Below are 21,600 nucleotides of genomic sequence, written 5' to 3'. Positions count from 1 at the left end.
AAGCCATTCCTATATCTTGTGTAAAGTTATTTACTTGATACAAGATATTCTGCTGGTTGTTCACAGTAGCTACATTTTGTGGATAACTTTTTATCCTCTTCGATTTTATCCATAATCGGGAACTCTTTTTGCTCTGCCACAAACATGTCTAAAGCGTGTTCTATATGGTTTTCACAGCTGTATTTTTCCATTTTTACACCTCTTCTTATTTTCCGAAATTTCCACAAACTTATTCACAATTCGGTCTATGTTATCCACAATCTATTGTAACAAAGGACAGGCAAGTATGGAAGAATAGGCTTCATACCGCCACTCGCTATGTTAATGTTATTATTCACAATTTTCTAGTTATCCACAATATTTTCTAAATCATTCTTAATACTTCAACAAAAAATCAGTGGAGATCATATAATCCCCACTGATTTTTAATTTACAATGAATCGCCATTAGTTAATGTTAATGATAGATCCACTAATTTACCTTGGCGGTATACTTTCATCGTTAATGTATCACCAATTTTTTTGTCATTATATAAATGTTTGCGTAAATCGATTCCTGTTTCAATTTTTTTGCCATCCATTTCAACAATTATATCGTATTGTTTAACGCCTGCTTTTGAAGCTGGAGAGTTCGGCACAACATCTTTAATTACAACACCTGTTGTTAAATCATTTGGCAATTTTAATGTTTGTTGTTGGATGTATGACGGAACATCCGTTAAGTCTACTAAAGAAACACCCATTGTTGGACGTTTCATTTCACCATTTTTCTCTAACTCCTCGATAATTGGAATTGCTGAATTAATCGGAATGGAGAAGCCTAAACCTTCAACAGAGGATTCCGAAATTTTCATGGAGTTAATGCCGACTAATTCACCAGCAAGGTTAACAAGTGCACCACCACTATTACCAGGATTGATAGCTGCGTCTGTTTGTAATACTTCTTGCTGCCAATCTACTGAACCATCATTGTTCATGTCAACTGGTACAGAACGATCCTTACCAGAAACAACACCTGTAGTAACAGAGCCATAGAATTCTAAGCCAAGTGGGTTACCAATCGCAATTACTGTCTCACCTTGCTTTAACACATCTGAGTTACCAAATGTCGCTACTGTCTTAACATCTTTAGAGCTGATTGAAATAACCGCTAAGTCTGTCCAAACATCGTAACCAACTAATTGTGCCTCTTCTTTCGTTCCATCTGGCATTGTTACTTCTAACTGTTTTGCACCTTCAATAACATGGTTATTTGTCACGATAAAAGCTCTATCACCTTGAACTTTGTAAATAACACCTGAACCGCTTCCTGCAGGCTGATCTATTGCAGGTTGCGGACTCCAGAATCCGCCACTTGATACTTCTTGAATATTTGTGATTCCTACAACAGCATCTGAAGCCTTATCTACTGCTTTCGTAACATCAGTAGTCACTTCTGTTGCAACTTGATTAATGGTTGTTTCATTTTTACCTGTGCTGCTTGTCGTTGTACCTGGCATTTGATTGACAAGACCAGGCATCATGAGCCAAACGAGTAAAGCGCCTATGATGACACCGATAAGACCAGTAAATAAATAACCACCCTTACCTCCGCCACCGCCTTTCTTTTTATGACGCTTCTCTTGCGTTTCTCGCTCCTCTTGTTCGAGTCGCTCCTGAAGAGGTGATTTCTGTATATCATCATTTTTTAGAAAATCATTGTTTTTATCATCATCTTGAAAATAGCTCATTCTCCTCGTCCTTCCTCTTATTAGTATTTGTTAGTTGTTACCTTAATATTACGATTCAAACATTAAAATCAGATGAAAAATAAATAAAATGGACATAAAAATGGCTGTTCAATGCATTTTCTATAAAATGTGATTGAACAGCCTCATTAAAGCTTCATTTTTTTATTGTATAATTCGATATGATTAACTCACATTAAGCCAAAAGCAAATGTAGCTAACGTTACATAAAACATTTCTAACTGCCGTTTCACTTACGTTATATAAAACATTTGCTGAAAAAAGTTACACAGTAACTAATTTTGTCGGCTCTTCTGCATCTGTATCAAATAAGTTTAAATACTCTCCGGCAATAATGCCGCAGGATTGCAAAGTTTGTGTGACACTCATGCGCGCAAGCTCTTTCATATTATTATCTTTACTTAAATGTGATAAATAAATATTTGTCGGTTTTTCAAATACTACTTCACTCATTGCTATAGCTGCATCCTCATTTGAAACGTGCCCTACATCACTTAAAATACGACGTTTGATAGACCATGGATAGCGCCCCATTTGCAGCATATTTACATCGTGGTTACTTTCAAATACAAAGGAATCAGCACCTCGAATGATACCCTTCATACGGTCGCTAACATAACCTGTATCCGTAATAACAACAAGCTTACGCCCGTTTTCATGAAAACTATAGAACATTGGATCTGCTGCATCATGTGATACAGCAAAGGATTCAACAGCTAATGAACCAAAATGCTTTACAGTATCCATTTCAAATTCAAAACGTTGCTCTAAAGGTATATCACCAACTAGCCCGTCCATTGCTTGCCATGTTTTGTTGTTTGCATAAATAGGTACATTATATTTTCGTGCCAATACACCTATTCCTTTAATATGATCACTATGCTCATGTGTAACGAAAATGCCACTTAGTTGTTTCATATTACGGTCGATTTTTGTAAATAGTTGCTCCATCTTTTTGCCACTTAGACCAGCATCGACAATAAATGCATGATCTTCATTTTCTACATAAATCGAATTTCCTGTACTGCCACTTGCTAAAACACTAAATCGCATCATTCAACTCCCCAGTCTTCCTCTTCACCTTGTTGCTTATCTCCTTGAATTTCGATAATTTTTCCATCAATAGCATCAACGAAGTACTCTTCTTTTTCTCCGTCCGATAATTTCACTTGTACTTCCCATGTTGGTATCAACACTTGCGTTTTATCTAATTTACTAAATGTCGAGTAACCTAACTTTACTTGCGAAATACTTGAGTCTGGCTTTAATAGCGTTTTATTATAAAGTGTTTGGAAAATTTGAAGTGGTGGAATAACAGTTTCCTGTTGATCCATCTCTTGGAAATTGTCGATCATTGTCTGCTCATACTCTACCACTTCGTCATCCATATTCCAGTGTACTTTTAATACGGCACTATCATTGTAATAGAACATTCGATTATTTTTCTTCTGGAAGAAGACTGCGACCCGTTCCTCACGGTCTACCTCCCATAATGCATAAGAATCTCCATCTTTAACGTTTGTGTGGACAAAATCGATAAAACTGGCATCATCATTAATATTTCGTAATTTCACAGGGTTGATAAAAATAGCACTTATTTGTGTATGTTTGTCATCCATGAAACTCACTCTCTGATTATTATCAGGAGCAGTATTTTTAAAAACATGCACTTCGCCTGTAAGATAAGAAGCAAACTCGTTACCATTAGGCAGTGGTCCATACGTAATATTATCATCTTTCAAACGGGCTTCTATTGTTTTTTCACCTAGTATTTCTACGCTCTGTGCTTCATTATAACGCTCTAAATACAACCAATATAAGAAGATATTTAAGATTAAAAAAACGAATATAAAAATAGATTTTGTTCTATTCCAATCCATTTTTGACACCCCCTACTACTTCAGGCGTCAGTCTCGTGGATACACCATTACGAATGACAAACCAGCACGGCTCTAATGTCACAATTGTACTTTGATCATAAGTCAAATAGAACCCCACAACAATATCATCTATATCTGATAAAGCAATGTTATTTAGCTTTTTAATTTTTTCAACGACTTCCGTTCCTGACGGGAGTTCTTTCATCTCTCTTTCGGGTGAAATCTCTTTCTCAAAAGAAAAGTATGGACGTTTGTAGACGAAAATACGATTATCTCCCCAAACGGTTGAAATTCTATTTATAGCCTGATCACTATAAATCGGTAATCCATGTATATATAACTGATAATCTAATTGGTTATTGCTTGTACTTGTTGATACTAAGCGATAATCATCTGTAAAGCCTCCGTGTTCATTGATAAATTCAAAACTATCTTTCAAGAGCTTGGAAGGCTCTATTCTTAAACTACTTTCTGCAGCTGGATTTGCATAGGTCAATGATTTCAATTTTGAATCAAGCACCATCTTTGACATTCCATCTTGATATCTTTCAGTAGTTGCACTTTCATCAGTGCGCCGGACATTTTTTAGATTTGTAAATAATACATCTTTAAATAATTCAGGTTTCTCTTCAATAAAATACGTATACTTTGCTGATTCAACTTTATCATTTGCAATATATAGTGAGGTAAAGCCCTCTCGCTCCACCTCTGTAAAAGTGCCATATGTTTTCGCTGGCTCAATAATATTTCGTACAAACTGATTAGCATTTTCTAAACTTACATGCGAACGCATCAATAATTCATTATTGCCACTAATGAAAAACACCTGTAACTCTTTGTTACTATAAGTACTCCAATCTATAATCATACGATTAAAGGTTGTTTCAGGTAGCTCCTTATCAGCAAATTGAAAAATTGTATTAAAGGCAGAGTAAGGAATCTCACCAGTAAAAAAGACAGTCATACAATTATTAGTACGAATCATCTCGTTTACAGAGCCGGCCGTAAGATTATTGTTTACAGGCATTAAATCTAGAACATTCCATCCTTCAAATGTTTTCATAATATCTTCCATGACGCCATTAGAAACCGTTCCGGTAAATTCCTTATCAAAACGATAAATAGCTTTATATGGACGAATGACATCTGCCACTTTTTTTTGTGGTCCAATCAGGATTTCTTTGCCCTCGGTCTTTTCAATATATTTATAATCTGGCGTGTATGTCCAAATCATAAAAGTTAAAGCTACACTTAGCACAACGAGTAGAAATAATACAACTGATTTAACTGGTTCTATATATTTCATTCCCACTCACCTGCCTCGTCAAAGTCATCTAAATTAAGTGGTAATGTGAAGAACACTGTTGTTCCATGTCCTTCCTCACTTTCAGCCCATATTTTACCGTCATGAGCTTCAATCATTTCTCTGGCAATAGCTAGCCCTAGACCAGTGCCTCCCATAGAACGAGCTCGAGCTCGATCTACTCGATAGAAACGGTCAAAAATACGTCCCACATTTTCCTTAGGAATTCCCATACCATCATCAGAAATCATAACCTTCAGCATATCTCCTTGCACTGTAAAGCCAAAGCGGATATTACCTCCATCTGGTGAATACTTAATAGCATTGGAAATGATATTATCGATAACCTGTGTCACCTTATCTGTATCAATCTCTACATAATAAGATGCCTCTGGTAATAAACGTTCAAATCTCACTTTGTCTGACTTAGACATTTCAAAACGATCGATAATACGGTTAAAGAATGAATTGAATAGAACAATGTCTTTATTCAACTCATAATCTGAACTATCCATTCGCGATAACTGCAATAAGTCATTAACTAAACGGATCATACGCTCTGTCTCCGTTTGTGTGACATTCAAAAATGTTGGAGCAATATTTTCATCTTTCCATGCACCATCAGCTAACGCCTCTAAATAACTACGCATCGTCGTTAATGGTGTCCGTAATTCGTGTGACACATTCGATACAAATTCTCTACGATCCATCTCTATTTTTTCTTGCTCCGTAATATCATGCAGTACGGTAATAAGCCCATTAATAAAGCCTGTTTCTTTTTGAATAACCGAGAAATTTGCACGTAAAATATACGGCGCGTCTGCTGTACTGAAATTTAGATTCACCGCATCATTCATATGAATTAAATCCTCAAAACTATACTCTTGGTCAATACCTAAAACAGATGCAATCGGACGACCTAATGTAATATCTCTTGAAATATGCAGCAGTTCTAGTGCAGGATCATTAATAAGAATGATACGCCCTTTTCGATCTGTAGCAATAACACCATCCGTCATATTACTAAGAACCGAATCGAGCTTTCGCCGCTCTGCCTCTGTAGTAGATTGCGCCTCCTGCAAGCGATTCGTTAAATGATTGAAGGTGATTGCAAGCTGTCCTATCTCATCTGTACCATAAACCCGCACTTTTCGAGAATAGTTACCCTTAGCCATAGCCTGTGCCTGCTTACGCATATCTGAAATTGGCTGTGTAATTGTTCGTGCCACTAAAATTCCTAAAAAGATAGTAATCACCAAGGACACAGCCGTACCCCCAAGGAAAATACCGTTAATGTTATTCACTTGTTCAAAAACAGATTCAATATTAGCTTCAATGTAGAGTACCCCTATGATTTCATCATCAGGACCTGCACCCTCTCGAATTGGTGAAGCTAATACCCACACTCGATTTCTTGTTTTATTATCAAGTTTAATGTTTTCAAATAAAGTTTCTGCAGAGATTGCACGCCGTACGAGATCATTATTCGAACGCTGTCCAATCAAACTTTGATTGTCCACCTCAGATGTGGCGCGAATACGTTGTCTATTGTCAATGACACGGATCTCTAAAATATCGCCATTAGAAACTTCCCTCAATCCTGTTGAAAACTCCATAACTATCGTTTTCAGGCTATCTTCAAGAGATGGCATACTACTTTCATCGCGTTCTTTTAACATTTCTTCACGAATGCTATATTCCATCAAATCGACACGTTGAAAAATGGAGTCTCGGAAGTTTCTTTTTAAATTTTGCTCTAATTCTTGCGAAAAATAGATTCCTATTATTTGCAATGCAAGTAAGATGAGCAAAATGTAAATTAGTACTAGCTTGACATGAATTGATTTAAAGAAGCTTACTTTCTGCATTCCTTTTTACTCCTGTTCAGGATTTCGTAAATAATAACCTACACCACGGCGTGTAACGATCCAAGCAGGATGACTAGGATTGTCCTCTATTTTTTCTCGTAGACGACGAATAGTTACATCAACTGTTCGTACATCGCCGAAATAGTCATACCCCCACACAGTTTGCAGTAAATGTTCACGCGTCATTACTTGACCGATATGTTTACCTAAATAATGTAATAACTCAAACTCCCTATGCGTTAGTTCAATTGCTTCATCACGTTTCAATACTAAGTAAGCGTCTGGCTGAATAACAAGAGAGCCAACTACAATTTCATTGGATTCTTCCTCGACCTCTTCAGCAGTAGGGGCTACTACCTGTAAGCGACGCATATTTGCCTTTACACGCGCAATCAGCTCTCGTGTACTAAATGGCTTCGTCACATAATCATCTGCGCCCATTTCTAATCCTAATACTTTATCGATCTCAGAGCCTTTTGCCGTTAGCATGATGATTGGAAAATCATATTTTTTTCGTATTTCTCTACAAACTTCCATTCCATCACGCTTAGGTAACATTATATCTAAAAGCATTAAATCCGGTTGCTCTTCCTCAACCTTCTCTAGGGCTTCATCTCCATCATAAGCACAAATAACTTTGTACCCTTCTTTTATTAAATTAAACTGTAAAATATCTGCGATTGGTTTTTCATCGTCAACAACTAAAATGGTTTTGTCCATATATTTCTCTCCCTTTCGCTTTTTATCTATTCTTAAACAATGAGTATTTTATCTATTATGATTTAGCTTTGTAGTTAGGCCTGCAGTTGTCTTTTGTGCGAAAGCGAAGCGCAGCAACAACATGAGGGCCGACACGATGCAGGTCAGTTAGCCGTTATCGCATGGAATCGATGATTTTAGGCGAATATCCTATAAGCACTCCTTGGCGTTTTCATAGGACGTGAAGTTTTTAGCCTAAGTTCCTCTATTTCTGCGGACACCCGTTGAAAAATAACTTCACCCCGTATTCAACTCACCACCTATAAAGGTGGGGTATTTTACTGAAAGAAGTTAAAGTAACTACTCTTAACTCTACCATGCTTTTTGCTTCTATGCATTATTCTAAATCCTAAGACTTTATACGATATTGTATCTAACTATATTTCGACAAATATTTCTCGGGAAATAACATAGATTTAAATACAACGTATACAAAAAGACAGCCCTATTTTGGACTGTCTTCTATTCGAACTGATTAACGCCCTACATATGTTAATGGATTTTCTAACGAACCATTTTTTTCAACTTCAAAGTGTAGATGTGTACCTGTTGAATTTCCAGTAGAGCCCATAATACCTATAACAGAACCTTTTTCTACCACTTGCCCTACTTTTACTTCAATCGAAGAAAGGTGTCCGTAAAGCGTTGTATAACCATTATGATGATCAATTACGATACGATTACCGTAGCTGCCTGAGACACCAGCAGCGACAACAACACCATTATCTGAAGCTAAAATATTATAATTATTAGGACGAGCGATATCAATACCACGATGGAGCTCCCCCCAACGTTGGCCCATCTTACTTGAAATATAACCACCCACTGTTGGCCATGTAAATTCACCCGTACCACGGGAAGAAATCACTTTCGTACCAACTACTTCAATTTCATCAACTGGTTGTTGTATAATATTTTCTTTTAATGCAACTTTGGATATACGAGTTCCGTTTTCAGACGTTAATAAATAAGATGTTTCTTTACTTCCATTAACACCTTGTTGTTTTATCACTTTCTCACCTTTATACATCGTCGGATCTTCTTCAACTATTTTCTTAAACGGAATAATATCAGTAACTTTCTTCTCCTGTTTTACTTCAAGTGTTACAAATGGTTTAGCGACTGTTACGTTTAATGCTTGTCCAATCTGTAAAACTGTATCCACAGTGATACCAGGATTTAAAGCTACTAGCTCAGTTGTTGTTAATCCATGTTTTTGGGCAACCGATCCTAAAACATCACCTGATTGAACTTTATATGTTTCTTGTTCAAGAGAGCCTGTCATTAAGTATTTCACGGCTTCCGTAGGCGTTACAATAGCATTGGGTGCTACTTTTTGTATTGCACCTGAAACTTCCTGTTTAAAAGAAACGTCTACAAGGCGCGCTTCACCAGTCTGTAATGGTGGAATATTCGTTGATTGTTGGTTAACATATAAACTATTTAGCTCTTGCTGTGAAACATATTGTAGTTTTAGCATACGAATAGTATCTTCATAGTCTTTTGCATCTTTTAAAGAAACTACAGGCTCACCATCTACAGATAATGTAAATGATGGAGCTTGAACTACTAAAGATTGCTCCAATTTCTCCAAAATTTCCACATCTTTAGTTTGATTACTAAATACTTTCTCTGGGATTATTTTGACAGAAGAACTAGCATCGATCGATACCTCTTTGTATTGTTGACTTGCTCCTTTTTCCTTGGACGCAATAATTTCTTCAACAGCTTTCTCATTTGAGACCGCACCTATATATTTATTTCCCACGTAAACGTGATAAATTTTATTCAAATCTTCATTATGATTTTCTTTTGCAAAACCTACATCAAACGTTAAACTTGTCATTAACACTGTAATAATGGATATCTTTTTAATTGAAGAAAAATTTTTTTCTTTTCTTGACCAAGACGAACTCATCAGTAAAGCTCCTTCCAACTTTAACCTTTAGCAGGATTAATTACCCACAAGGATTTTTTGCACCAATATACTGTACCATAAAGAAAATACGGTTAGATTATTTTCATCTTTTTGTAATGTAAATGTATTATTTCTCTACTACTTGTTACAAAATTACTATTTTTGTAGCAATAAATAAAAATAATTGTAAGCGCGGATATTCTCTTCAGTCGTGTCTTTTCAAAGGAGATCTGATGTAGATTTCACTCAATACGTTTCGCTTTCGGTGTACAAAAGACATTTACTGAATTCTTTCTGTAAATTTGGAGCGTTTGAGAAAAATGTAGTATTGTATTTATTTTTAGTATGATTTAAGACTTACCACTTTTTAGTTTTTTAATATTCCGATAAAATAGAAAAGAGATATACTAGTTGATTGGAGCGATTAATTTGAATGATTCACAAACCTCTGGAATAACCACTAAAGTAAGAAAGCCCCAAAACAAAAATACTGTTCGTAAACTTATAATGAGGACCATTATGGTGTCATTAGGTGCAGTCATTATGGCACTAGGGCTGGAGCTATTTTTAGTACCAAACAACATTATGGATGGTGGAATCGTAGGCGTATCCATTATCACTTCGCATTTATTAAATTTACCTCTTGGTATTTTTATCTTCATTTTAAACTTACCTTTTATCTTTTTAGGCTATAAACAGATTGGTAAAACTTTTGCACTTTCATCAGGACTCGGAATTACAGTACTCTCATTAGCAACACTTTTCTTACATAATATAAAACCATTTACTCAAGACACACTATTGGCCACAGTTTTTGGAGGCATGATTTTAGGTATTGGTGTCGGAATCGTCATTCGTTATGGTGGCTCTTTAGATGGGACAGAAATTTTAGCTATTTTATTTAATAGTAAAACGCCGTTTTCCGTTGGTGAAATTATTATGTTCTGCAATGTACTCATCTTTACGGTAGCAGGATTTGTGTTCACATGGGAACAAGCCATGTACTCTATCCTGGCATACTATATTGCCTATAAAATGATTGACATCGTCATTCAAGGGATGGAGGAATCAAAATCTGTTTATATCATTAGTGACGAAATTGATGAAATCGGACAGACCATTATGGACCGACTTGGTCGAGGTGTAACTTTCCTTCATGGTGAAGGGGCTTATACGGGTAACGATAAAAAAGTTATTTTTACCGTCATTACTCGATTAGAAGAATCGAAACTTAAATCAATCGTTGCTGAAATTGATGATCATGCATTCCTAGCAATTGGTAATATTGCAGAGGTTAGAGGTGGTCGCTTCAAGAAAAGAGATATTCACTAATGACAAAAGGGGCGTACCGTATATGGCACGTCCCTTTTAATGTTGTTGAAATACATCTATGAAAGTAAATATTATGGCTACTTACCATAATCTAATTGAATAGGCTTATTACAGTGACGCTATTTTACATTTTGTGTAGCTACCTTTGCAGAAAGAATCTATTGCTTCTGCTTCGCTTTCACACAAAAGTCATCTATTACTACCGCTATATTTTCACATATTATAACTATAAATTTAGAGTAATATGCCAGAAAATATACACTAAGTGAAGTGGTTGATTGGAGTGGAGACTGAGCGACTCCTTGGGGATCAGCGTCACAGATGAGACCCTGGAGCGAGCAGCGCGAGTGAAGCGGGTAGAGGAACGAAGGCTAAAAGCATCACGTCCTGTGATAACGCCTTCGTGACCAACATCCTGTTGCCCCGACGCCCCCAGGAAAGCGCTCAGCCGGAACGGAAATCAACCCCTCATTTTGCCGAAGAGTCTTACTTAATTTTAAATGCATAAAATATCATGGACAATAATTGCGTCTCGCCCGAAAATTCAAAGTAAGGAAAGAGGTATAAAAAAGGACGTACCGCATATGGTACGTCCTTTTTTGATTTATAATTATTTTGCTTCCCAAACGTCCACTAATACGTTCGTTTGTTCACGTGCAGGACCAACAGAGAAAGTAGCGATTTCAATACCAGTTAATTCACTTACACGTTCTACATAGCGTCGTGCATTCTCAGGTAGCTCTTCTAATGTTTTGCAGCCTGTAACATCTTCTGCCCAGCCAGGAAGCTCTTCATAAATTGGTTCACATTGTTCAATAATATGAAGGTTTGCTGGATACTCAGTAATTGTTTCATCTTTATATTTATACGCAGTACAAATTTTCACTGTTTCTAAGCCAGATAAAACATCAATTGAATTAAGCGCAAGATGCGTAATACCACTTACTCGGCGTGAATGGCGCACAACTACTGTATCAAACCAGCCTACACGACGTGGACGACCAGTTGTTGTACCGTACTCACGGCCAACTTCACGAATTTGTTGACCTACTTCATCAAATAATTCAGTAGGGAACGGTCCATCACCAACACGAGATGTATAGGCTTTAGATACACCAATAACACTTGTAACTCGTGATGGGCCAACACCAGCACCAATCGCTACTCCGCCGGCAACAGGATTTGAAGATGTTACATATGGATACGTACCTTGATCGACATCAAGTAAAATGCCTTGTGCTCCTTCAAATAACACTTTGCCGCCTTCATCTAGTACATCATTTAAGATTTTAGACGTGTCTGTTACATATTTTGCGATTTCTTGTCCATAGCTGTAATATTCTTCGAAAATTTCTTCGAATGTTACACCTTCAACTTCGTAAAATTTCTCAAACAACTTATTCTTAATTACTAAATTTTGACGTAGTTTTTCTTCAAATACATCCTTGTCTAGTAAATCAGCCATACGGATACCGATACGTGCTACTTTATCCTGATAACATGGCCCAATACCTTTACAAGTTGTACCAATTTTATTATCGCCACGGCTTTCCTCATCAGCGATATCTTGCTTTATATGATATGGCAAAATAACATGCGCACGGTTAGAAATTCGTAAATTATCTGTATTAATGCCACGCTCTTGTAAGCCTCTAAGCTCAGTCACTAATGACTTTGGATTTACAACCAAACCATTTCCGATTACTGAAGCTTTATCTTTATAGAAAATACCTGATGGGATTAAGTGTAACTTATACGTTTCACCATCAAATTTAATTGTATGTCCTGCGTTATCACCACCTGCAAAACGAGCGATTGCATCGGCTTTTTGTGAAAGGAAATCTGTAATTTTACCTTTTCCTTCGTCTCCCCACTGTGTTCCTACAACTACAACTGATGTCATAGTCAGCACCTCCGTTAGATACAATTTGTATCTCAATTTTTAAGCCGTTAATTATTGTAACAATGATAGAAACGCCTAGTCAACAAAAATACTTAAAAACACGAACGTAAAATCAAAAAATATGATTCAACGTTCGTGTTTAATAACAGAATGATATGAATATTATCTAACATTCAGATTAATTCCGTTTTGGTATAGTCGCAAACGTTATGTCCCTCTTTTTCAATCAGTATTTGGCCAACATAGTGTATGGTTGATTTCCGTTCCGACAGGGCGCTTTCCTGGAGTTGTCCAATCGTAACGCAGATCAACTTATATACATGGCATATGTTTTTACAAATTTCATTTTCAACTACTGATGATGAGCCAAATACATATTTAGTCACGTGGAGGTGGTGGCGGCATTTGCGACCAATCCACATTAATGAATTTATTGAATTCTTTTTTAAAGGCAAGTGTAACTGTACCTGTTGGACCGTTACGCTGTTTAGCAATAATAATCTCAATCATATTTTTACTCTCGGACTCCTTATCGTAATAATCATCACGATATAAGAAGGCAACAATATCAGCATCTTGCTCAATACTTCCCGATTCACGTAAGTCACTCATCATTGGTCGCTTATCTTGACGTTGCTCAACGCCACGAGATAGCTGTGATAATGCAATGACTGGAACCTTTAATTCACGCGCTAAACCTTTTAAAGATCGTGAAATCTCAGATACCTCTTGCTGACGGTTCTCCCCTGGTTTACCACTACCTTGAATAAGTTGTAAATAGTCAATTAAAATCATACCGAGGCCATGCTCTTGTGCTAAACGTCGACATTTTGCGCGAATTTCATTGATACGTACACCCGGTGTATCGTCAATAAAAATTCCTGAATTCGATAAACTCCCCATTGCCATAGTTAGTTTACCCCAATCTTCCGTTGTTAAAGCACCTGTACGTAAAACTTGTGCATCTATATTTCCCTCTGCACAAAGCATACGCATAACTAGCTGCTCAGCACCCATCTCTAAGGAGAAGATCGCAACATTTTCCCGTGCTTGAACGGCAACGCTTTGTGCGACATTCAATGCAAAGGCTGTTTTCCCTACAGATGGACGTGCCGCAACAATAATTAAATCGTTACGCTGGAAGCCAGCTGTTATATTGTCTAAGTCACGGAATCCTGTCGGAATACCTGTAACATCACCTTTTTGTGATTGAAGCTTCTCAATGTTATCAAAGGTTTCCACCAATACGTCTTTAACATGCTTAAAGTCACCCGCATTTTTACGATTGGCTACCTCCATCATTTTCTTCTCTGCTTCACCAAGTAATGCCTCTACCTCATCTTCACGAGTATAGCCATCTTCTACTATTTTAGTAGCGACACGAATTAAACGACGTAATAGAGCCTTTTCTTCGACAATTTTCGCATAGTGTGCGACGTTAGCAGCCGTAGGGACAGCATTGGCGAGCTCTAGTAAATACGATAGCCCGCCAACATCCTCAATTTCTTTTTTAGCTGATAATTCTTCAGTAACTGTGACAACATCTATCGCTTTTCCCTGATCACTTAAACGTAGCATCGTTTCGAAAATTTGCTTATGTGCATTATGATAAAAATCATCTGCTAGTAAAATTTCAGATGCAGTGATTAACGATTGAGGATCGAGGAAAATCGCACCGATAACCGATTGCTCGGCTTCCCGGTTATGCGGTGGAACGCGATCCATCATCGGTTCGCTCATGGATTGTCGCCCCTTATTCTTCCGTTACATGAACTTTTAATGTAGCAGAAACTTCATGGTGTAGTTTTACAGGTACATTTGTAAAGCCTAGCGCACGAATTCCATCACTTAAAGTCATTTTACGTTTATCAATTTTTATGCCATGCTTTTTTTGAAGTGCATCGGCAACTTGCTTTGAAGATACTGAACCAAATAGGCGACCACCTTCACCTGATTTTGCTTTTAGTTCAACCGTTAAAGCTTCTAATGTTTCTTTTAATGCTTTAGCATCAGCTAATTCGGCAGCAGCATTTTTAGCTTCTAAATTCTTTTGACCTTCTAATTGACTTAATGCTTGTGCATTTGCTTCAGCAGCATAACCATTTTTAATTAAGAAGTTTTGTGCATAGCCATCTGCTACATTTTTTATTTCGCCTTTTTTCCCTTTTCCTTTAACATCTTTTAAAAATACTACTTTCATGATTCAGAACTCCCTTCGAGTACCTCATTTATGGCCTCTTCTAAATATTTTTTTACTCCAGCAATGGAATTTGATTCGACTTGGCAAGCTGCATTAGTTAAATGCCCGCCGCCGCCTAGTTTCTCCATAACAAGCTGTACGTTTACTTCGCCAAGTGATCTTGCACTTATGCCAATTTTTCCATCTGACCGATGCGCAATGACAAAGGAAGCACCGACATCCTTCATCGTTAGTAATATATCTGCTGTTTGCGCAATTAGTACAGAGTCATACACTTTCGCTTCTTCACCTACAGCAATAGCAATACCCGGTTTCAAGAACTTAACAGTCTGCACTATTTTAGAACGTTCAATATACGTATCTACATCTTCTTTTAATAATCGCTGTACTAGCACTGTATCGGCACCATTTGTCCTTAAATAAGAAGCCGCTTCAAACGTACGGGCTCCCGTACGCAGTGTAAAACTCTTCGTATCGACAATAATTCCCGCTAGCAATGCAGTAGCTTCTAGCATATTAATCTTCGCACGTTTTGGTTGATACTCGAGTAATTCTGTCACAAGCTCAGCTGTTGACGATGCATATGGCTCCATATAAACAAGCGTTGGATTTTCTATAAAATCCTCACTGCGACGATGATGATCAATGACCACAACTTTTTCAGCCAACTTCAATAGGTGTGAATCGATGACTAAATTCGGTTTATGTGTATCAACAATAATGAGCAATGATTTTTCTGTCATTTTTGTCGCAGCTTCCTCTGGTGTTAGGAAATGTTCATAGAAATCCGATTTACTCTCAATTTCATTCATTAAACGGGTTACACTTCCGTTTAATTCTTCAAAATTTATGATAACGTAGCCCTTCACATCGTTCATTTGTGCCATTTTACGTACACCAACAGAGGCGCCAATAGAGTCCATATCCGGATTTTTATGCCCCATAACAAACACTTGATCACTATCCTGAATTAAATCGCGTAGTGCATGGGAAATAACACGAGCTCTAACGCGTGTACGTTTCTCAACCGGGTTCGTTTTCCCGCCATAGAACTTCAGCTTTCCTGTAGGTTGCTTGATGGCAACCTGATCACCACCACGACCTAAAACAAGGTCTAAACTTGATTGTGCTAGTTCACCAAGTTCTACTAATGAAGATGACCCCGCGCCTACGCCAATACTTAATGTTAATGACATATTTTTTTGCGCCGTTTTTTCTCGAATTGTATCTAAAATAGCAAATTTTTTCTTTTCAAGCTCCATTAAAATCGATTCGTTTAATACAGCTAAAAAACGATCGGATGATATTCGTTTCACAAATATCCCTTGCTCAGCTGCCCAATCATTAACAATTGATGTCACTAGCGTATTCGTTAAACTACGTGGCTGGTCGTCCATTGCTTGTGTAATTTCATCATAGTTATCAACAAATAAAATCGCAATAACTGTACTATCAGCATAGTATTGTTTTTCAATAGCTATCTGCTCAGTGATATCAAAGAAATATAATAAATTCTCTTCTTTTTTATAATAAACTCGGTACTTACGATCACGAAGCGTAATCGTATCTTCGTTTGTCTCCTCGGTTTTCATTAGCACGTAAATGTCGTCAGATATATTAACGATTCCTTCACCTACTAAATTCTCCATATTTAAAACATTTTGCATATATGGATTCGACCATTCTATTTCATATTGATCATTGACAAGTAATATCCCAATTGGCATTTCAAGCAATGCCTCTTCCCCAACTTTTTTCATGCGGAAAGAGATGGATTCAATATGCTTTTCTGTTTCTTCAAAGGTAATCTTTTCTACCTTCCACGTATAGGCCATTAATAGAACAAAACCTACTCCATAACCGATACCTATCCCGATATTCCAAATACATAGAAGCACGAACGTCACAATGCCAAAAATGGAAAGAACAAAAAGCGGATAGCGGATTGGTCGTTTTCTAAAAGTCCCCATTACATCAGCCCCTTATTCTTTGGTTTTCCCTTTCACAAGTGAACGTAAGTCGAAACCTAAATCTACGATGCCTAGCAATATCATAATGGATGATAGTGGTAAAGCTAACAAAGTTGCTATCCACTTAACAGCATTAGGCATTTCCTTTTTAGAAATAAAGTAATGTATAAAGGAAATCCCCTGCAGGATTAATAACATCCATAAGATAGAAGAAACATTTAACACAATAATATCTAATGTAGATCCAAACTCCGGACGCACAAATAAATTAATGCATAAAACAATCATGTAATACCATAAAATAGATCGTGGTAAACGCATATTTTGGAACGGTGCAAATTTTGGTACGTCTAAACCAAGACGTTTTAATACAGGTAAATTTAACGTTATGATAATAAATGCTGTCATAAATGCAGTGATTGTTACTGTTGCAGGTATTGTCAGCTCAATTGTTTTTAACATAGCCTCAATTTGTTCTTGCTGAAACACTACTTGACCTGTCACCGTTTTTGCAAGTTCATTTGATTGCTCATAATTTTCGCGTAAAAGATCTATGCTCATGCTAATAATATTGATATTAGCAAATTGAACATAGGCTACATAGACAATTGCCATTGACAGAAGAACAGCCACCCCAGACGACATGAATAGGTAAAGTTTGCTCTTCTTTTGATTAATTGCACTTCCTATAACGATACCAAGTAACGCCAAAATAAAGGCAAATGGTAGCATAATTATGCCACTCGTTAAAGCGGTTAAGATACATCCTACTACTGCTACGAGTATTGATGATGAACGCTTGTAATTTGCGCTATACCAAGCAATCGGTAGTGGGGCAAATAGTAGACCTACTATAAAAATGAGTGGTACATATGCAGAAATAAGCATTAGAATCGTAAAGATTGCGACCATCATTGAGCCTTGTACAAGCGCCTTTGTTTGATTATTCGGCATTGAAAACCTTCCTTTTTTTAGTCAAACTTACTGACCTTTATTGTACCATTTTTTCAGGTTATTGAACAAAAAACGCTAAGAACAACTTATGCTTTGTCATTAATTTTGTAGAACCAATGACTAAAGCATAAAACATATAGCTATATAGGAGATTTTTTACCGAAAAAGCATAACAAATTCATTTATTGGTTATGTTCTTCTATATATATTATTTTTAAATTTTTTTAGCAATAAAAAAAGCAACTTACGACAGTTACTAATACATGAAAAAAGGCTTTTAATCGAAGTGATTATAAGCCGTTTTGTTTTAAAAATGTCCTTAGTCGATTGTTTCTCAATCTCTAACGTTCCATCTTTTCTTTATTCATGTCTATTAAGAGTGTAATAAATTCTTATCATAATAGCAAACGGTAATATATAGAGCAATTACTGAGATAAACCAAGCTACCATAGCATGGGAGTTGATTTCCAACCAACATGACATGCGTTTTAACCATCCTCATCTTTCGGTAAAATAAACAATATTACTAAAATCGGGATATTCATTCTCGATTGCCCTACCCTATGTGATTATTCACAAGTTACACCTTATAAATTTCCATCTCAGAGGTTACAAGGTTAGCGACTCCATTTTCACAAATAAAAAAAGCACAATCAAAGCGATTAAACCTTGTTGTGCCTTTATTTATATCTTATTTGTCTTCTGCTACGAATGGAAGTAATCCCATGATACGAGAAACTTTGATAGCTGAAGTTAATTTACGTTGGTACTTAGCGCTAGTGCCAGTTACGCGACGTGGTAAGATTTTACCGCGCTCAGAGATGAATTTTTTAAGTAAATCCACATCTTTATAGTCGATATGCGTAATGTTATTAGCAGTGAAGTAGCAAACTTTACGGCGTTTGCGGCCTCCGCGACGTGGTGCCATAGTGTGTCTCCTCCTTATCATTTTTTATTTTAGAAGTATTAGAACGGTAAGTCGTCCTCAGATACTTCTATCGGTCCTTTGCTATTAGCAAATGGATCCTCATCTACACGTGTATAATTTGGCTGATTCACAGGTGGTTGATTTTGCTGATAAGCATCGCCTCCAAATGAACCCTGTCCTGGCATAGCACCACCAAACTGTTGTTGTGGTTGACCACCGCCATATGACGGTTGGTTATTACCGTAAGTCTGTCCACCACCATATTGAGGAGATGCAGGAGCACCGCCACCATTACGAGGTTCTAAAAACTGTACGCTATCGGCCACTACATCTGTTGTGTATACTCGCTTACCATCTTGTCCTTCATAACTGCCTGTTTGAATGCGACCTTCAACTCCAATTAAACTTCCTTTTCGCATGAAGTTCGCTAGGTTTTCGGCCTGTTTGCGCCAAGCAACACAGCTAATGAAATCAGCTTCGCGGTCACCTTGTTGGTTTGAGAATGTTCGATTTACAGCAACTGTAAATCTTGTAGACGCAACACCATTAGGCGTATAGCGTAGCTCAGGATCTTTTGTTAGTCTTCCAACTAATACGACACGGTTTATCATCAGAAATGCAACCTCCTTTTTTCAGCATTTTGTTAAATGATTATGCTTCTTGGCGAACCGCAATGTGACGAATGATATCTTCGCTAATGTTAGCAAGACGTGTGTATTCGTTAATTGCATCTGAAGTAGCGTTTACTTTAACGATTTGGTAGAAACCTTCGCGGAAGTCTTGAATTTCATAAGCTAAGCGGCGTTTGCCCCACTCTTTTGATTCGATGACTTCTGCACCGTTAGAAGTTAAGATTTCGTTGAAACGTTCAACTAAAGCTTTCTTCGCTTCGTCTTCAATGTTCGGACGTACGATGTACATTAATTCGTATTTTCTCATCTGTTTACACCTCCTTATGGACTTAGGCTCTCCTGTATACAGGGAGCAAGGAGCAAGTAATAATTATTACTCACATCAATGAATTGTAACATATAGATACATGTCTTTCAAGTCGCAACTAAACAATTCTTTCTATATAATGAACTTAATTCATGAATGAACGGAGGATCTTCATGCTACCAGATAAAGAACCAATCGTAATAGAGTTGGATATAAAAAAACTAATGATGGACAATATAGTTGTCACAAGTGGCCTTGTCATATTATTTGTAGCTATTCAATATATTTGCTTTAAAAATTTTGATTTTTCATTTTGGAATATAATACTTGGATCTATCCTTTTTGTTATTCTATATATTATTTTCATTGTCTTACATGAAGCCTTTCATTTAATTGGCTTTATGCTCTTTGGAAGCGTACCCTTTAAATCGTTGAAATATGGCCTTAATTTAGAGCTTGGCATAGCGTACGCAACAACTGAACAACCGTTACCGAATCATGCAATGAAAAAAGCTTTATTACTCCCATTCTGGACAACTGGCGTTCTCCCGACAATTGCTGGTTTCTATTTTAATAGTACTGTTTTAGTGTTAGTGGGAGCCTTTTTAATCGCTGGAGCAGTAGGTGATTTTTCCATGTATAAAGAATTGCGCAAATACCCAAAGAACGCGTTAATACAGGATGATCCTCATCTACCTAAGCTGTATGTATATATGCCCCAGGAAAAGAAATAACTTTACTGAGCGTCACGTTACATATAGAATCTGCTTGTCTCCAAACAGATTCTATTTTTTTTAACACAAATTTATGGCGTTAAAAAACTATGCTGTGCAGCTGTATATAAATTTCTCCAAATACGATTAATTGAAGATGTCTCCGTAATTGCATCCATGCCAAGTCTACGTATTAAGCTATTGGCGATATCTACACAAGCCGCTGCAGTATCTTTACTTATTCGTGAAAATTGTTGTAGTTCTTCTTCAGTCAACTCATGATCTTCTTTATGTTTTTTCCAGTGTTCATTCAACATTAAATAATATCGCTCTTCAAGCTGTTTAAAATTTTTCTGTTGCTGCATCAATAAAAATTGTATTGCACCCAAACGTTCGGTACAGCTTGGATCATGCTTCCTTTGCTTTACTAAAACAGACGCCGCTTCTAAAAAATTTTCTGTTATTCCAAGACAAACACTTACAAATGAAGCTTCTGCAAATGCACCAAACGGAAAACTATGTACCGCACTTCCATACTTGTTTTTAATTATGCCTAATTGGAATGTTTCCTCTTCAGGTACCCAAACATCTTGCACACGAATCGTATGGCTAGCTGTCGCTTTTAAGCCCATCGCTCGCCAATCATTAAGAACCTCTACTTGATCACAATTTACTGAGCAACTTATTATTTTATCAGTTCTAATACCCTCATACTCGACAAAGCAATTCATCGTAAAAGTTGTAGCATAATCTGCTCCACTACAATACTTCCATTGACCTGTTACACGATAGCCCCCAACTACTTTTACCGCTATGCCCGAAGGATAGCCGCTGCCTGCTATGACTGCATTTCTTGGTGAAAATATTTTTTCACAAATCTCTTTATTCAATGTTGGAATAAACGCGTTACCCCCTGTCCCTATTGTAACAAGCCACCCAAAGTTGCCATCAAGTGCAGACATCTGTTGGAATACTTTAATGCCCTCTAGTAGCTCTAAATCTTTCCCGCCTAATTCCTTTGCAGTGAATAGCTTAAACAATTGCTGCTCATAAATAAGCTCCACTATATCTTTTGGTAATCTACCTAGCTCCTCAATTTCTAAACCACGATCTTTTATTTGTAATATGTTCATACTAATCCTCCAGATTGAAAATTCAGATAAAAATATATACAAAAAAGGCAAT

At 36.9% G+C, this 21,600-nt stretch carries 19 protein-coding genes; 2 read left to right on the top strand and 17 right to left on the bottom strand.

All coding sequences use genetic code 11. The features are described 5' to 3' along the window. Positions 1–26 precede the first annotated feature (26 nt). The 8 genes from ABNX05_RS13255 to ABNX05_RS13220 form a co-directional block, all read right to left on the bottom strand. The gene (locus ABNX05_RS13255) at positions 27–191 is read right to left on the bottom strand and encodes a CxxH/CxxC protein (protein ID WP_082337409.1); all 165 of its coding nucleotides are present in this window, start codon (positions 189–191) and stop codon (positions 27–29) included. A 239-nt stretch (positions 192–430) separates the two neighbouring features. After that, positions 431–1,729: a S1C family serine protease gene (locus ABNX05_RS13250; protein WP_349660181.1), complete on the bottom strand. Its 1,299-nt coding sequence runs from the start codon at positions 1,727–1,729 to the stop codon at positions 431–433. Between the two features lie 282 nt (positions 1,730–2,011). Further along, positions 2,012–2,800 carry an MBL fold metallo-hydrolase gene (locus ABNX05_RS13245; protein WP_349660280.1) on the bottom strand — a complete coding sequence of 263 codons (789 nt, stop codon included), beginning with the start codon at positions 2,798–2,800 and terminating at the stop codon, positions 2,012–2,014. Further along, positions 2,800–3,627, bottom strand: a complete 828-nt coding sequence (locus ABNX05_RS13240; RefSeq protein WP_349660180.1) for a two-component system regulatory protein YycI — start codon at positions 3,625–3,627, stop codon at positions 2,800–2,802. The genes ABNX05_RS13245 and ABNX05_RS13240 overlap by 1 nt, the downstream gene beginning before the upstream one ends. Continuing rightward, entirely contained in the window at positions 3,614–4,933 is a 1,320-nt protein-coding gene (locus tag ABNX05_RS13235) for a YycH family regulatory protein (RefSeq protein ID WP_349660179.1), read from the bottom strand. Before ABNX05_RS13235 ends, ABNX05_RS13240 begins: the two co-directional genes overlap by 14 nt. Beyond that, the gene (walK, locus tag ABNX05_RS13230; RefSeq protein ID WP_349660178.1) at positions 4,930–6,798 is read right to left on the bottom strand and encodes a cell wall metabolism sensor histidine kinase WalK; all 1,869 of its coding nucleotides are present in this window, start codon (positions 6,796–6,798) and stop codon (positions 4,930–4,932) included. Before walK ends, ABNX05_RS13235 begins: the two co-directional genes overlap by 4 nt. Positions 6,799–6,804: 6 nt before the next feature. Continuing rightward, positions 6,805–7,518 (bottom strand): response regulator YycF, encoded by a 714-nt coding sequence (yycF, locus tag ABNX05_RS13225; protein ID WP_053482923.1) that lies wholly within the window; start codon positions 7,516–7,518, stop codon positions 6,805–6,807. Positions 7,519–8,032: 514 nt separating this feature from the next. After that, positions 8,033–9,475 (bottom strand): peptidoglycan DD-metalloendopeptidase family protein, encoded by a 1,443-nt coding sequence (locus tag ABNX05_RS13220; protein ID WP_349660177.1) that lies wholly within the window; start codon positions 9,473–9,475, stop codon positions 8,033–8,035. Positions 9,476–9,994: 519 nt separating this feature from the next. On the opposite strand from ABNX05_RS13220, the gene ABNX05_RS13215 reads away from it, so the two are divergent. Then, positions 9,995–10,807 (top strand): YitT family protein, encoded by an 813-nt coding sequence (locus ABNX05_RS13215; protein ID WP_346655559.1) that lies wholly within the window; start codon positions 9,995–9,997, stop codon positions 10,805–10,807. A 610-nt stretch (positions 10,808–11,417) separates the two neighbouring features. Here the strand turns inward: ABNX05_RS13215 and ABNX05_RS13210 are convergent. The 8 genes from ABNX05_RS13210 to rpsF all read right to left on the bottom strand — a co-directional run bounded on the left by ABNX05_RS13210 (position 11,418) and on the right by rpsF (position 19,702). Next, complete coding sequence (locus tag ABNX05_RS13210; protein WP_349660176.1) at positions 11,418–12,710, bottom strand: adenylosuccinate synthase; 1,293 nt, start codon at positions 12,708–12,710, stop codon at positions 11,418–11,420. A 378-nt stretch (positions 12,711–13,088) separates the two neighbouring features. Continuing rightward, positions 13,089–14,450: a replicative DNA helicase gene (gene dnaB, locus ABNX05_RS13205; protein WP_349660175.1), complete on the bottom strand. Its 1,362-nt coding sequence runs from the start codon at positions 14,448–14,450 to the stop codon at positions 13,089–13,091. 13 nt (positions 14,451–14,463) lie between these two features. After that, positions 14,464–14,910 carry a 50S ribosomal protein L9 gene (gene rplI / locus ABNX05_RS13200; RefSeq protein WP_349660174.1) on the bottom strand — a complete coding sequence of 149 codons (447 nt, stop codon included), beginning with the start codon at positions 14,908–14,910 and terminating at the stop codon, positions 14,464–14,466. After that, entirely contained in the window at positions 14,907–16,880 is a 1,974-nt protein-coding gene (locus ABNX05_RS13195; RefSeq protein ID WP_349660173.1) for a DHH family phosphoesterase, read from the bottom strand. The genes rplI and ABNX05_RS13195 overlap by 4 nt, the downstream gene beginning before the upstream one ends. Positions 16,881–16,892: 12 nt before the next feature. Beyond that, positions 16,893–17,834, bottom strand: a complete 942-nt coding sequence (locus tag ABNX05_RS13190; protein WP_349660172.1) for a YybS family protein — start codon at positions 17,832–17,834, stop codon at positions 16,893–16,895. A 692-nt stretch (positions 17,835–18,526) separates the two neighbouring features. Then, positions 18,527–18,763 carry a 30S ribosomal protein S18 gene (gene rpsR, locus ABNX05_RS13185; RefSeq protein WP_012296211.1) on the bottom strand — a complete coding sequence of 79 codons (237 nt, stop codon included), beginning with the start codon at positions 18,761–18,763 and terminating at the stop codon, positions 18,527–18,529. Between the two features lie 38 nt (positions 18,764–18,801). Then, positions 18,802–19,374: a single-stranded DNA-binding protein gene (gene ssb, locus ABNX05_RS13180; protein ID WP_079563368.1), complete on the bottom strand. Its 573-nt coding sequence runs from the start codon at positions 19,372–19,374 to the stop codon at positions 18,802–18,804. A gap of 40 nt (positions 19,375–19,414) precedes the next feature. Beyond that, a complete protein-coding gene (gene rpsF, locus ABNX05_RS13175; protein WP_068985806.1) occupies positions 19,415–19,702 on the bottom strand; it encodes a 30S ribosomal protein S6 in 288 nt (95 codons plus the stop codon). Between the two features lie 173 nt (positions 19,703–19,875). On the opposite strand from rpsF, the gene ABNX05_RS13170 reads away from it, so the two are divergent. Next, the gene (locus ABNX05_RS13170) at positions 19,876–20,436 is read left to right on the top strand and encodes a DUF3267 domain-containing protein (RefSeq protein ID WP_349660171.1); all 561 of its coding nucleotides are present in this window, start codon (positions 19,876–19,878) and stop codon (positions 20,434–20,436) included. Between the two features lie 71 nt (positions 20,437–20,507). Here the strand turns inward: ABNX05_RS13170 and ABNX05_RS13165 are convergent, their stop codons facing one another. After that, a complete protein-coding gene (locus tag ABNX05_RS13165) occupies positions 20,508–21,548 on the bottom strand; it encodes an acyl-CoA dehydrogenase family protein (protein ID WP_349660170.1) in 1,041 nt (346 codons plus the stop codon). Positions 21,549–21,600 lie beyond the last annotated feature (52 nt).

The organism is Lysinibacillus zambalensis (assembly GCF_040183165.1).
Classification (GTDB): domain Bacteria; phylum Bacillota; class Bacilli; order Bacillales_A; family Planococcaceae; genus Lysinibacillus; species Lysinibacillus zambalensis.
The sequence above is the reverse complement of the archived record's forward strand: the minus strand, read 5'-3'. Positions and strand labels throughout refer to the sequence as shown.